Origin of the sequence: Streptomyces sp. NBC_00385 (assembly GCF_035917155.1) — a bacterium.
GTDB lineage: Bacteria > Actinomycetota > Actinomycetes > Streptomycetales > Streptomycetaceae > Streptomyces > Streptomyces poriferorum.
The window spans coordinates 6,104,557-6,116,707 of the sequence record NZ_CP107951.1 but is presented as its reverse complement, the minus strand read 5'-3'; the positions used below and the strand labels follow the sequence as shown (position 1 = coordinate 6,116,707).

Here is a 12,151-nt window from a genome sequence, read left to right as displayed (position 1 = left end):
GTGCGCGGCAGACTGCCCCGATGACGTGGACCATGACGCCCGAACGCTTCGACACCCCCGATGCCGCGCTGCTGCGCCGGGACTACTACGACGAGGTGGCGAGCCGCTACTGGGGGCGCCCCGCGACGGCGGAGGAGATCGACGAGGGGCTCACGGACGACGGCTCCGAGAAGCTCGTGCCGCCGACCGGCGAGTTCGTCGTCGGCCGCATCGGGGGCGACGCGGCGGCCTGTGCCGGCCTGATCGTGACGGACCTGGGGATCGCGGACCTGACCCGGGTCTACGTACGCCCCGAGGTGCGCGGCACGGGCGGCGGCGGGCTGCTGCTCGCGACCGTCGAGGGCCTGGCACGGGCCATGGGCGTACGGCAGATCCGGCTCGACACCCGTAACGACCTCGTCGAGGCGCGCGGACTGTACGCCAAGCACGGCTACCGCGAGGTCCCGGCCTTCCACCGCAGGCAGTACGCCGAGCACTGGTTCGCCAAGGAGCTGTAGGCGCTGCGGAAGCCGTGGGAACTGCGGGGTACTACGGAGCAGGACGCTCGTGCGGGTGGCCGGCCGCGTGGTCCCGCTTGGGCTCCGGGCTGTGCGGGCGCTCCTTGCTCGAACCGCTCGTCTCCTCCGTCAGTTCCGACACCAGGGCGACCAGGTCGGTCGGCCGGTCCGGCCCCCACCAGTCGCCCAGCAGCTCGGCGAGGGACTCCTCCCGGGCCTGCGCGAGCTTCACCACGGCCTCGGCGCCCGTGTCGGTGAGCACCATCTCCACCCCGATCCGGCGGGCCAGGCCGCGTTCCTCCAGCTGCCGGGCGGCGTCGCTGATCACGCGCAGCGGTACGGGGGCGATGTCCGCGAGCCGGGCGGGTTCGACGGTGCCGTGCCGTTTGATGCGCAGCAGCATCCAGCTGGCGGCCGGCAACAGGTCGTAGCCGGCCCTCTCGGTGATCTTCACGTAGACCTCGCGGCGGCCCTCCCTGGTGGCGAGGACCGAGAGGGCGCGTGCGCATTCGTCGTACGAGGACCGCTCGACCGGGTTCGACGCCAGGGTCTCGGTGGTGTCGGGGGCGGTCACCGAACCGCGCAGCTTGTCCTCCTTGAGCAGCCAGGCGAAGAGGAAGGCGATCAGGACGACGGGGGCCGCGTACAGGAACACATCGGTGATCGACGTCGAGTACGCGTTGAGCACGGGCTGCTGGAGCGCCGGCGGCAGCTGGCCGATGGCGCGCGGGTCGGCGGCCAGCCCCTCGGCGCTGACGCCGGGCGGCAGCGGGCGGCCGGCGAGCGCGGAGCCGAGCTTGTCGGTGAGCCGGTTGGTGAAGATGGTGCCGAAGATCGCGACGCCGAACGAGGCGCCGATGGAGCGGAAGAACGTCGCGCCCGAGGTGGCCACGCCGAGGTCCTGGTACGAGACGGCGTTCTGCACGACGAGGACCAGCACCTGCATCACCAGGCCGAGTCCCGCACCGAAGACGAAGAAGTAGATGCTCATCTCCCAGGTGCTGCTGGACTCCGTCAGCCGGTGCAGGAGCAGCAGGCCGATCGTGGTGATGCCGGTACCGAGGACCGGGAAGACCTTCCAGCGGCCCGTGCGGCTGACGATCTGGCCGGACACGGTCGACGTGATGAGCAGGCCGAACACCATGGGGAGCATGTGGACGCCGGACATCGTCGGCGTGATGCCGTGCACCACCTGGAGGAACGTCGGCAGGTAGGTCATCGCGCCGAACATGGCGAAGCCGACGACGAAGCTGATCACCGCGACGAGGCTGAAGGTCCTGATCCGGAACAGTTTCAGCGGCAGGACGGGTTCGGCCGCGCGCCGCTCCACGAACACGAAGGCGACCAGGAGCACCACGCTGAGGACGGCGAGGCCGATGATCTTCGCGGAACCCCAGGCCCAGGTGGTACCGCCGAGCGAGGCCACGAGGACCAGGCAGGTGGCGACCGAGGCGATGAGGAAGGTGCCCAGGTAGTCGATGGTGTGCTTCGTGCGGCGGACCGGGATGTGCAGCACGGCGGCGATCACCACGAGGGCGACGACGCCGATGGGCAGGTTGATGTAGAAGACCCAGCGCCAGCTGAGGTGCTCGGTGAAGAAGCCGCCGAGGAGCGGTCCGAGCACGCTCGTCGCCCCGAAGACCGCACCGAAGAGGCCCTGGTACTTGCCGCGTTCGCGCGGGGGGACGAGGTCGCCGACGATCGCCATCGACAGCACCATCAGCCCGCCGCCGCCGAGCCCCTGGAGGGCACGGAAACCGATGAGCTGCGGCATGTTCTGGGCGATGCCGCAGAGGGCCGAGCCGATCAGGAAGATGATGATGGCGATCTGGAAGAGCCTTTTGCGCCCGTACTGGTCGCCGAGCTTGCCCCAGAGCGGGGTCGCGGCGGTCGAGGCCAGCAGATAGGCCGTGACCACCCACGACAGGTGCTCCAGTCCGCCCAGATCGCTGACGATCGTCGGCAGCGCGGTGGAGACGATCGTCTGGTCGAGTGCCGCGAGGAGCATGCCGAGAAGCAGTGCGCCGATCGCCACCAGAACCGACCGTGTGGAGCGTTCGGCGCCGGGGCCCGGGGCCGGGGTGCTCAACTGCTGGGCCATAGAACATCTCCTCGGGTCCGCTACACCCCCATCCTGTCCGTTCTGCACCGTTATGGCCTGCCGAGGAGCTCCATGATTGGGCTTCCCGGCGGCGGCCTGCATAATCTCAGGCAGTTCAAGGGGAGGGGACCCACAATGACCGGACATATATGCCCGGAGTGCGGTACGGACAACAGACCCGGCACGGGCCCGGGCTGCGCCTGCACGGCGCGCCCGGCCCACGGCGGCACCGCTTTCACGCGGCAGGCGGCCGGGCCGCACCACCTCAGTGACGAGGAGCGGGCCGCCGAACAGCAGCGCATCGCGGAACAGCACCACGCCGGACGGTCGGCGGACTTCGCGGCGGCGGAGGACTTCGACCCGCTGCGCATCCGGCCGTACGTGACCCTGGGCGGCGAGGACACGGCGACGGCCGCGGCCGGCCCGTCACAGGGACAGGAACAGCGGCACGCGCCGGGTGGGCAGCCGGGGGACGCCGCCACGACGATGCCGCTGTTCCTGGATCCGGCGGGGCCGGGCCCGCTGCCGGACCTGGCGGCCCCGGGCGGCGCGGCGGGCTTCACCGACGACACCGCGCTCCTCATGACCGGCCCGGACCCCGTACAGCCGCGCCGTCGCCGGCCCTTCGCGGCACTGGTCGCGGGGGCGGCCGTCGTCACGGTGGTCGGCACGGCGGCCTTCGTCGGCGGGCTGTTCAACGGGGACCGGGACCACGAGGCGGACCTGGACCAGGCGCTGCCCTCCACGGTGACCAGCCTCCCCGAGGAGAGCGTCGAGCCATCGGCCTCCGAATCGGCGTCCACCTCCCCCTCCCCCTCGCGTACGGCGTCCGGCTCCCCGTCCGCGTCGGCCTCGGCGACCCGTTCCGCGTCGCCGTCCGCGTCCGTACCGGCGTCCGCCTCCGCCTCCGCGTCGGCATCCGCGTCCCGGCCGGCCGCCGCCTCGTCCCCGGCGGCCACAGCGGGGAGCAGCGCCCCCGCGGCGGTGGCGCCGCCCGCACAGCCGCAGGGTGGTCCGACGCTGCGGCCGGGGGACAGCGGTCCGGAGGTGGTCGAGCTGCAGCGCAGGCTCCAGGAGGTCTGGGCACTGACGGACGACTCCCTCAGCAACGACTACACGGAGCGGGTCGAGAAGGCCGTACACAACTTCCAGATCTGGTGGAACGTCCAGGGGGACCCGGACGGGGTCTACGGCCCGCACACCCGGCGCCTGCTGGAAGGCGCCACGACGGGCCAGGGGCGCCACTGATCCGCACAGGGGGCGTCCGTCCTCGCAGGTCACAGGGGCACCCATGGCGGCGCAGGGGCGCCCCGGGGCCGGGATTGGCTTTCCCGGCCCCGTTTTTGTATCGTGGAGGAACAAAGTGGCCTCCGCGCGCACACCCTGACCGGCGAGCGGGGGCCACTTGTTCTCTCTCCCGCGCCGCACGCCTCCCCGCGGCGTTCTCTTCCCCCCCCCCCCCCCCCGCACTGGAGCCCGCCCATGCCGGCCACCGTCCTCACCGCCCGCGCACTCCTCCTCGACATGGACGGCACGCTGGTGAACTCCGACGCCGTCGTGGAGCGCTGCTGGCGGCGCTGGGCGCTGCGTCAGGGCCTGGACCCGGAGGCGGCCCTCAAGGTGGTCCACGGCCGGCAGGGCTACGCCACCATGGCGGTTCTCCTCCCGGACCGCCCGATGGAGGAGAACTACGCGGACAACCGGCTGATGCTCGCCGAGGAGACCGCAGACACCGACGGCGTCGTCCCGGTCGGCGGCGCCCCCGCCTTCATGGACGCGATCGCCCCGCTCCCGCACGCCCTGGTCACCTCGGCCGACCTCGCTCTGGCCCGGGCCCGGATGACCGCGGCCGGACTGCGGATGCCGGAGCTTCGCGTCACCGCCGAGAGCGTCGGCGCCAGCAAGCCCGACCCCGAGGGCTTCCTCAAGGGCGCGGCCGGACTCGGCTTCGCGCCGGCGGACTGCGTCGTCTTCGAGGACTCCGAGGCGGGCATCGCGGCCGGCCGGGCGGCGGGCATGCGCGTCGTGGGCGTCGGCCCGCGCGCGGCGGCACTGTCCCCCGACGCCCATGTCGACGACCTGACGCGGATCCGGGTGGAAGCGGCTGCGGACGGCTCGATCGTGCTCCACATCAGCTAGGGCCTCTCGTTTGGATCATGCCGGGCTCGCGGGCCCCGGCGGGCTCCTCCGCCGGGTCGCGGTGCAGCCGCCCCCGCGCCACCAGTTCCAGCACGGTCGCGACGGCCGCGGCCTGTACGGCCATCAGGGCCACCAGCACGAACAGCTGTACGGCGCCCGCCTGTACCGGTGAGGCGCCGCCCAGCAGCATGCCCACGAAAGCCCCGGGCAGCGTGACGAGCCCCACCGTGCGCGTCTGATCCAGCCCCGGCAGCAGCGCGTCCGACGCCGCGGGCCGGGCGATCTCCAGCCGTGCGTCACGGTCCGGGAAGCCGAGGGCCATCGCCGCCTCCACCTCCCCCCGCCGCGTGGACAGTTCGTCGAGCGCCCGCCGGCCGCCGAGCACCGTCGCGGTCAGCGCTCCCCCGATGAGGATGCCCGTCACCGGGATCAGCGCGATGCCCCGGACCGGCACGAGACCGGTGAGCAGCAGCACGAGGACCACCGGTGCGACCCCCGCCCCGATCGGCACGGCCACCCACCACCACGTGCGGTTTCCCGTGACCCGGCGGCCCGCGGTCCACACGGCCACCGCGTACATCAGCGCGATGAACGCGAACATCGGCGCCAGGGCGTGGACCACCCAGCCGATGAGCGAGGAGACCGCGGCGAGCTGGACCGCGGCCCGCAGCCCGGCCACGACGATCTCGCGCGAACGGCCGAGGGACCCGGCCGCGGCGACGACGGCGGCTGCCACGAGCAGCAGGGCCAGGACGACGCCGAGCGTGGTGTTGACCGGAAGCAGCACGCCGCCACCCTATGACCGGTCGGCACCCGGGGATCGCATCCCCGGCCCGCGCCCCGCCCCACCCCACGGAACTGCCGCTCCCTCAGTTCCGTACGTCCGCAACCCCGGTTCCGTACGCCCGCGCACTCACTCCGGTACGCCCCCGCGACCCGAAGCTCTTCGTCAGACCCCTTGATGTGACGTGCCCATGTCGCCACTCTGTTACCTGGCGCCCACCCCACGGAAACCCTGCGCCGCCACGATGGCCGGGCCGAACCGAACGGTCCCGTCCCATCGCCCCCCACATCAAGGGAGTTCGCATGTCAGGTGTCTACGCGCGTCGCATAGCCGTCCTCGCCGCATCCGCCGCCCTCGCCGCAACCACCGGACTGCTCACGGCCCCCAGCGCCCAGGCAGCCATGCCCACTCCGGTCTCGGCATCCACCGCCCGCACGTATCTGAGCGAGCTGACCGTGAAGGCGGAGGGCTCGTCGACCGGATACAGCAGGGACAAGTTCCCGCACTGGATCACGCAGTCGGGCGCCTGCAACACCCGTGAGGTCGTCCTGAAGCGGGACGGCACGAACGTCTCGCAGGACTCCAGCTGCGCGGCCGTGAGCGGCAGTTGGTACTCGCAGTACGACGGCGCCACCTGGACCGCCGCATCCGATCTGGACATCGACCACATGGTCCCGCTCGCCGAGGCCTGGCGTTCGGGCGCCTCCGGCTGGACCACGGCCCAACGCCAGTCGTACGCCAACGACCTGACGCGCCCCCAGCTCATCGCCGTCACGGACAACGTCAACCAGTCCAAGGGCGACCAGGATCCCGCGACGTGGCTCCCCTCCCGCACCGCGTACAAGTGCACGTACGTGCGCGCCTGGGTGCACGTGAAGCACTACTACGACCTGAGCGTCGACTCGGCCGAGAAGAGCGCCCTGCAGTCCGCGCTCAGCGGCTGCTGAGACCCGGCGGCCGGGTCCTCCCCGGCCCGGCCGCCTCCGTATCCGCCCCACCCGGTGGTGCGCCTGCCGGGGAAACACCTGCCCCGGAACCGCCCCGCACTCCCCCGTCGTTCCGTACGGTACGAACCCGCCGTACGCATCCGCCGTACGGCACCGTCCGCCGGGAACGTCCGGACCGTCCCGTACGGAACGACGCGAGGAGCTTCATATGGCCGGGCTGCGCCTGGGACCACTGCTGCGGTACGTCGACTGGGAGACCGCCTCCACCGCGACCGTCTGGGTCGAGGCGGACCGGCCCTGCACGGCCGAAGTCCGGTGCGCGGACGGGGCGTCGGGCTCGTCCCGCACCTTCGCGGTCGCCGGGCACCACTACGCCCTGGTGGTGGTGAGCGGGCTGACGCCCGGCTCCACGACCCCGTACGAGGTACTGCTCGACGACCGCACGGTGTGGCCGCCCGAGCAGTACGGGTTCCCGCCGAGCACGATCACCACGCCGTCCATATCCGGCGCGGCACAGGCCGCACCCCCGACGGTCCGGGTCGCCTTCGGCTCCTGCCGCTGGGCGGCGCCGCCCGGCGACGGCCATCTGCCGGGCCGGAGCGACCCCGTCGGCCCGGACGCCCTGGACACCCTCGCCGCCCGTCTCGCCGCCGACCCCGACGCCGAACGCCCCGACGTGCTGCTGCTCCTGGGCGACCAGGTGTACGCGGACGAGACCTCGGAGGCGACCCGGCGCAGGCTGGCGGCCCGGCGCGATCTGGACGAGCCGCCGGGGGCGGAGGTGGCCGACTACGACGAATACACCTGCCTGTACGACGAGTCGTGGCGCGACCCCGAGGTGCGGTGGCTGCTCTCGACGGTTCCCAGTTGCATGATCTTCGACGATCACGACGTCATCGACGACTGGAACACCAGCGCCGCCTGGCTGGCCGGCATCCGCGCCACCTCCTGGTGGCACGAGCGGATCGTCAGCGGACTGATGTCGTACTGGGTGTACCAGCACCTGGGCAACCTCGCCCCCGCCGAACTCGCCGCGGACCCGCTCCACGCGGCCGTCCACGCCACCCCGGACGGCACGGAGGCGGTGCGTCGCTTCGCCGCCGAGGCCGCCGCCGACCCCACCCGCACCCGCTGGAGCTACCGACGCATTTTCGGCCGAGTACGGCTGCTCATGGTGGACAGCCGAGCGGCCCGGGTGCTCGACGAACAGCAGCGGGCGATGCTCCACCCCCGGGAGGCGCGGTGGCTGCGGGAGGAGGCCCTGTCCGCCCCCGGTTCCTACGACCACCTCCTGATCGGCACCTCGCTGCCGTGGCTGCTGCCGCCCCTGATCCATGACGCCGAGCAGTGGAGCGCCGCCCTGTGCCGGGGCGAGCGGGGCGGGCCGGACGGCCGCTGGGCGCGGATCGGCGAGTCCCTGCGACAGCGCTCCGACCTGGAACATTGGGCGGCCTTCCCCGAATCGTTCGGGCAGCTGACGGAGCTGATCCGGGAGGTGGCCGAGGGACCGGAGGCTCCGGCGACGGTATGCGTGCTGTCGGGCGATGTGCACCACGCCTACATCGCGGAGCCCGCCCCGTCCGCTCCTTCCCCCGGCGGCACACCTGCCGCCCGTGTCCTGCAGCTGACCTGCTCTCCCGTGCACAACTCCATTCCCGCGCCGCTCAGAGCCGGCTTCCGTTTCGCCTGGAGCGGGGCGGGACGGCTGCTCGGCCGGCTGCTGGCGCGGCACGGACGCACCGGCCCGCCGTCGACTCGGTGGCACAGGACGGACGGACCATGGTTCGGCAATCAGCTGATGACGCTCACCTTGAGTGGCCGGAAAGCCGCGCTGTCATTGGTTCAGGCCAAATCGAGGAGGACGGGGACCGTGCTGGAGCTGGCCTTTGATCGCGTACTGACCGATGACACCCCGACAATTTTCAGCCAGTCGACAAAACGTTGAACTTGCAAGTATTGGTGAGGCCTACCTAATCTGTGGCGCTCAGTCGGTTCACGTCCCCACCAGACCGAAGGAGCCCTCCCCACATGTACACACGCCTGAATCAGGCACAGCCCTATGCCCTCGCGCTCTTCCGCATCGTCGTTGGCCTGCTCTTCGCGTGCCACGGTGCCGCGTCGCTCTTCGGCGTGCTCGGCGGCGCCATGGGCGGCGGTTCCATACCCGCCGGCACCTGGCCCGGCTGGTACGCCGCGGTCATCCAGCTCGTCGGCGGCGGCCTCGTGGTGCTGGGCCTCGGCACCCGTATCGCCGCGCTCGTCGCGTCCGGCTCCATGGCGTACGCGTACTTCAAGGTCCACCAGCCCGAGGCGCTCTTCCCGCTGGAGAACGGCGGCGAGCCCTCGGCCGTCTACTGCTGGGCCTTCCTGCTGCTCGTCTTCACCGGCCCCGGCGCCCTGGCCCTGGACCGGCTGTTCACCCCCCGCTCCACCGCCGGGAGCGAGCAGGACCGCGCACCGGAGCCGAGCACCCCGGTCGCCGCCTGACCGCTCCCCAGGCCCACCGCACCGGCCCGCGCCGACCGGGCCGACCGGGCTTGATCACCGGACCTCGTGCACGCCGGACCCGCTCTCTCCGGCGCGCACGAGGCACCGGCGCGCACGAGGCACATGGCGCCGCGCGGACGCCCGCCACGCGCACGGGGGTCCGCGGCCGCCCTCCCCGCTCACGTGAGATGCCCAACATCGCGCATATATATGGATCTCCAGGTGAACTGCAGGCGTACGCTGTACAGCTGGCCCTGCCGCTCCTGCCGCTCCCCTGCGACGTCGCGGCGTTGTTACTGATCGGGGAGTAGAAGGTGCTCGAGAGTGTGGGTGCGCTGACCGGCAGCCCATGGATCTACGCCGTGGTCGCCCTCTCCGTGCTGCTGGACGTTTTCCTCCCCGTGCTGCCGAGCGGGGTCCTCGTGATCACGGCCGCCACGGCCGCCGCTGCCGGCAGCACCACCGTGGCCGCCGACGCCGCGGGCGCCGCCCGTCACGTGACGGAGGTCCCCTCGGTCCTCGCCCTGATCCTCTGCGCGGCCACCGCCTCGGTCCTCGGCGACCTCGTCGCGTACCGGCTGGCCTGGCGCGGCGGCGAGCGTCTGGACCGCGCCATAGCCCGCTCGCGCCGTCTCACCTCGGCGCAGGAACGTCTCGGCGCCGCCCTGAGCCGCGGTGGCGGGGTCCTCGTCGTCATCGCACGCTTCGCACCGGCCGGCCGCTCGGTCGTCTCCCTGGGCGCGGGCGCCTCCCACCGGGACGTGAAGGAATTCCTGCCGTGGTCCGCCGTGGCAGGCGTGGCCTGGGCGGGCTACAGCGTGGGCCTCGGCTACTTCGGCGCCCACTGGCTCGGCGCGAGCTGGCTGGGCACGGCCCTCTCGGTCCTGGCCCTGTTCGTCGCGGGCGCCTTCGCCGCACTCCTGATGAAGCGCCCCGCGGCGGCCGCCGCCGCCGCCGCTGCCTCGGCCCCGGTCCCTACGGCGTCCTGACACCACCCCGCACTTCCAGACCGTCCAGCAGCCGGGCCGTCGCTTCGGCGATCTCGTCGACGGCCCGGTCGAAGACTTCCCTGTTGTGCGCGGCAGGGGCGCGGAAGCCGGACACCTTGCGGACGAACTGCAGGGCGGCGGCGCGGATGTCCTCCTCGGTGGCCTCTTCGGGGAGGGCCGGAGGGCGAAGGGTCTTGATGCTTCGGCACATGTCTCCAGTGTGGACCGCCCCACTGACAACGTCCCGCCCTCGCCTGCGGGACCGCGTCACGCCCGGCCGGCGTCCCCGACCCGTCGGACGGCGGGGATCCCGTAGCGCCCCTCCAGGGCCACCCGCTCCGGCATGTAGAGCCTGAGCATGGGCCGGAACTCCCCCTCCGGCGCCGGCAGCCAGTTCGCCGCGGCGGCCGGGTCGCCGGGCCGCTCCCTGCTGATGTGGAGGGTCAGCGATCCGTCGTCGGCGTACACGATCCCCGGGGTACGGTCCCCGATCGAGTACCGCCCCGCGGGATTGGCGACGAGGTAGTAGTCCGGGGTGTCGTACATGGTCACGGACCAGAACGCCTCGACCGGCGGCGGCTCCTCGAAGCGGAGCTCGTAGCGGTGGGCCCCGTCGAGCCGCGCACCGTCCGCGTCGTGGAAGGTCTGCGCGTACACCGCCTCGTACCCGTGGTTCCCCCACAGTCCGACCCGCGCCGCCAGGGCCCTGGTCAGGTAGGAGGCCTCCCGGTCCGCGATCTTCCATTCCGGCGAGTCGATGGTTCCGACACCGAACCAGTCGACGTTGTAGTCGAAGAGGTGGGGATCCATCGACCATCCCTGGACGCCCCCGGCCCTCGATCCGCCGGCCGCCTCCACCCGCTCCTTGCCCAGCGCCAGCCCGTCGGTCAGGGCGCGTACGAGCTCGGGCGCCGCGGCGGCGAAGGGCGAAGGCCCCTCCTCCAGGAGTCCCAGCGGCTGGAAGCGGTCCTGGTAGGCCCGGTCGCCCGCGGACGGCGGGAAGTCGGCCATCCAGACCCTGAGCTGCTCGAAGAAACGGAGCTCCACGGGCACTCCGGCGTCCGGCGCGGGCAGGCCGGTGGGGTGCTCGCCCGGTTCGAGGTGGCTGAGGGTGAACTGCTCCTGGAGCGGCGCGACCCGCTGCCTCAGATCCTCCGGGCCGTCGCAGGCGTTGCGGCCGACGACGGTGACGACGGTCGTCGGGGCGTCGATCACCCCGCGCACGTCATCGGGCGCGGTACCCGCCCACCCGGGCGGCACGACGAGCCAGTCGCCCGCCTCCGTTCCCGTGGCCCGGCGTCCGACGTAGGCGAAGTTGTTGGTCCAGGCATCGACGAACTGGAGGACGTAGTACGCCCCGTCGGTGTCCGGGACGTGCAGCCGGACCGGCCCGCCGGAGAGGTCGAGCTGGGCGATGGAGTAGACGGTGTCGTTGTTGACGGACACGAAACGCGTATCGGCGTCGGCCAGCCGGTCGGAGTGCGCGAACTCGTTGAAAGGCGCGGCCGCCAGCACGCCGAAGCCCTTGTGCAGACACGTCTCGACCATCGACAGGTCGAAGACGAGCGGATACCCGTAGACATACGCCTCGGCTGCCAGCTCCACGAGCTCGTTCGGTCGTTCGTCGGACATGGAGAATCTCCCCTTCAGCGACTGCGCAGTGAGCATCGGCATGAGCCGGTTCTTCCGTACGTGGCGGGGAACGGTCCGGCCCGGCGGCGGCAGGGACTGCCACCGCCGGGCCGGAACCATGGCCGGTGCCCGTCAGATGACGGCCTTGGAGCGGTCCGTGCACAGGGCCCAGATCACGAAGGTGTCGATGGCGAGGGAGACGACGGCCCAGATCGGCTGGTAGGGGAGCCACATGAAGTTGGCGATCATGTTGAGCGCCGCAAGCCCCACACCGATCCCGCGCGCCCAGCCCGCGCCCTTGAGGATGAACCAGCCGACGACGGCGATGACGACGCCGAGGACGAGATGGATCCATCCCCACGTCGTCACGTTGAACTCGAAGACGTAGTTGTTGATCCGTGCGTAGACGTCGTCGGAAGCGATCCCGGCGATGCCCTTGATCGCCCCCAGCACCCCGTCGACCATGAGCAGAACGCCGGCGAACATGACACCGCCGGCTGCCCAGGGGTTGATGCCCCCGGGGTGGGACGGGGGCGGGGACGAGGTGCCCGGCGTGGGCGCGGTCTGTGCCATGA

12 protein-coding genes are annotated in these 12,151 nt (G+C 72.0%); 7 read left to right on the top strand and 5 right to left on the bottom strand.

Annotated elements, in window-relative coordinates; genetic code table 11:
* Nucleotides 1-20 precede the first annotated feature (20 nt).
* Complete coding sequence (locus tag OG959_RS27320; RefSeq protein ID WP_326662641.1) at nt 21-497, top strand: GNAT family N-acetyltransferase; 477 nt, start codon at nt 21-23, stop codon at nt 495-497.
* Nucleotides 498-528: 31 nt separating this feature from the next.
* On the opposite strand, the gene OG959_RS27315 is transcribed toward OG959_RS27320, so the two are convergent.
* Nucleotides 529-2,598 carry an MDR family MFS transporter gene (locus OG959_RS27315; protein WP_326662640.1) on the bottom strand — a complete coding sequence of 690 codons (2,070 nt, stop codon included), beginning with the start codon at nt 2,596-2,598 and terminating at the stop codon, nt 529-531.
* A 135-nt stretch (nt 2,599-2,733) separates the two neighbouring features.
* Here OG959_RS27315 and OG959_RS27310 point away from each other — a divergent pair, with 135 nt between their 5' ends.
* Nucleotides 2,734-3,846 carry a peptidoglycan-binding protein gene (locus OG959_RS27310; RefSeq protein ID WP_326662638.1) on the top strand — a complete coding sequence of 371 codons (1,113 nt, stop codon included), beginning with the start codon at nt 2,734-2,736 and terminating at the stop codon, nt 3,844-3,846.
* 234 nt (nt 3,847-4,080) lie between these two features.
* On the top strand, nt 4,081-4,737 hold the full coding sequence (locus OG959_RS27305) for an HAD-IA family hydrolase (RefSeq protein ID WP_326662636.1): 657 nt from the start codon (nt 4,081-4,083) through the stop codon (nt 4,735-4,737).
* Here the strand turns inward: OG959_RS27305 and OG959_RS27300 are convergent.
* The gene (locus OG959_RS27300) at nt 4,730-5,524 is read right to left on the bottom strand and encodes an ABC transporter permease (RefSeq protein ID WP_326662634.1); all 795 of its coding nucleotides are present in this window, start codon (nt 5,522-5,524) and stop codon (nt 4,730-4,732) included. The two genes, OG959_RS27305 and OG959_RS27300, sit on opposite strands and share 8 nt — an antisense overlap.
* Nucleotides 5,525-5,823: 299 nt before the next feature.
* Here OG959_RS27300 and OG959_RS27295 point away from each other — a divergent pair, with 299 nt between their 5' ends.
* From OG959_RS27295 to OG959_RS27280, 4 genes are all read left to right on the top strand, one after another.
* Nucleotides 5,824-6,468: an HNH endonuclease family protein gene (locus OG959_RS27295; protein WP_326662632.1), complete on the top strand. Its 645-nt coding sequence runs from the start codon at nt 5,824-5,826 to the stop codon at nt 6,466-6,468.
* A 208-nt stretch (nt 6,469-6,676) separates the two neighbouring features.
* Nucleotides 6,677-8,413 (top strand): alkaline phosphatase D family protein, encoded by a 1,737-nt coding sequence (locus OG959_RS27290; RefSeq protein ID WP_326662630.1) that lies wholly within the window; start codon nt 6,677-6,679, stop codon nt 8,411-8,413.
* A gap of 83 nt (nt 8,414-8,496) precedes the next feature.
* Nucleotides 8,497-8,955 (top strand): DoxX family protein, encoded by a 459-nt coding sequence (locus OG959_RS27285; protein ID WP_326662628.1) that lies wholly within the window; start codon nt 8,497-8,499, stop codon nt 8,953-8,955.
* A gap of 314 nt (nt 8,956-9,269) precedes the next feature.
* Nucleotides 9,270-9,944: a DedA family protein gene (locus OG959_RS27280; protein WP_326662626.1), complete on the top strand. Its 675-nt coding sequence runs from the start codon at nt 9,270-9,272 to the stop codon at nt 9,942-9,944.
* Here the strand turns inward: OG959_RS27280 and OG959_RS27275 are convergent.
* From OG959_RS27275 to OG959_RS27265, 3 genes are all read right to left on the bottom strand, one after another.
* Nucleotides 9,931-10,155, bottom strand: a complete 225-nt coding sequence (locus OG959_RS27275; RefSeq protein WP_326662624.1) for a DUF2277 domain-containing protein — start codon at nt 10,153-10,155, stop codon at nt 9,931-9,933. The genes OG959_RS27280 and OG959_RS27275 overlap by 14 nt on opposite strands.
* A gap of 56 nt (nt 10,156-10,211) precedes the next feature.
* Nucleotides 10,212-11,576, bottom strand: coding sequence for a DUF1254 domain-containing protein (locus OG959_RS27270; protein WP_326662622.1), 1,365 nt, complete (start codon nt 11,574-11,576; stop codon nt 10,212-10,214).
* A gap of 132 nt (nt 11,577-11,708) precedes the next feature.
* Nucleotides 11,709-12,149, bottom strand: coding sequence for a DUF7144 family membrane protein (locus tag OG959_RS27265; protein WP_326662620.1), 441 nt, complete (start codon nt 12,147-12,149; stop codon nt 11,709-11,711).
* Nucleotides 12,150-12,151 lie beyond the last annotated feature (2 nt).

Coding starts and splice junctions, on each gene's coding strand:
- OG959_RS27320 (WP_326662641.1), top strand. CDS start 21: ATGACGTGGACCATGACGCCCGAACGCTTCGACACCCCCGATGCCGCG.
- OG959_RS27315 (WP_326662640.1), bottom strand. CDS start 2,598: ATGGCCCAGCAGTTGAGCACCCCGGCCCCGGGCCCCGGCGCCGAACGC.
- OG959_RS27310 (WP_326662638.1), top strand. CDS start 2,734: ATGACCGGACATATATGCCCGGAGTGCGGTACGGACAACAGACCCGGC.
- OG959_RS27305 (WP_326662636.1), top strand. CDS start 4,081: ATGCCGGCCACCGTCCTCACCGCCCGCGCACTCCTCCTCGACATGGAC.
- OG959_RS27295 (WP_326662632.1), top strand. CDS start 5,824: ATGTCAGGTGTCTACGCGCGTCGCATAGCCGTCCTCGCCGCATCCGCC.
- OG959_RS27290 (WP_326662630.1), top strand. CDS start 6,677: ATGGCCGGGCTGCGCCTGGGACCACTGCTGCGGTACGTCGACTGGGAG.
- OG959_RS27285 (WP_326662628.1), top strand. CDS start 8,497: ATGTACACACGCCTGAATCAGGCACAGCCCTATGCCCTCGCGCTCTTC.
- OG959_RS27275 (WP_326662624.1), bottom strand. CDS start 10,155: ATGTGCCGAAGCATCAAGACCCTTCGCCCTCCGGCCCTCCCCGAAGAG.
- OG959_RS27270 (WP_326662622.1), bottom strand. CDS start 11,576: ATGTCCGACGAACGACCGAACGAGCTCGTGGAGCTGGCAGCCGAGGCG.
- OG959_RS27265 (WP_326662620.1), bottom strand. CDS start 12,149: ATGGCACAGACCGCGCCCACGCCGGGCACCTCGTCCCCGCCCCCGTCC.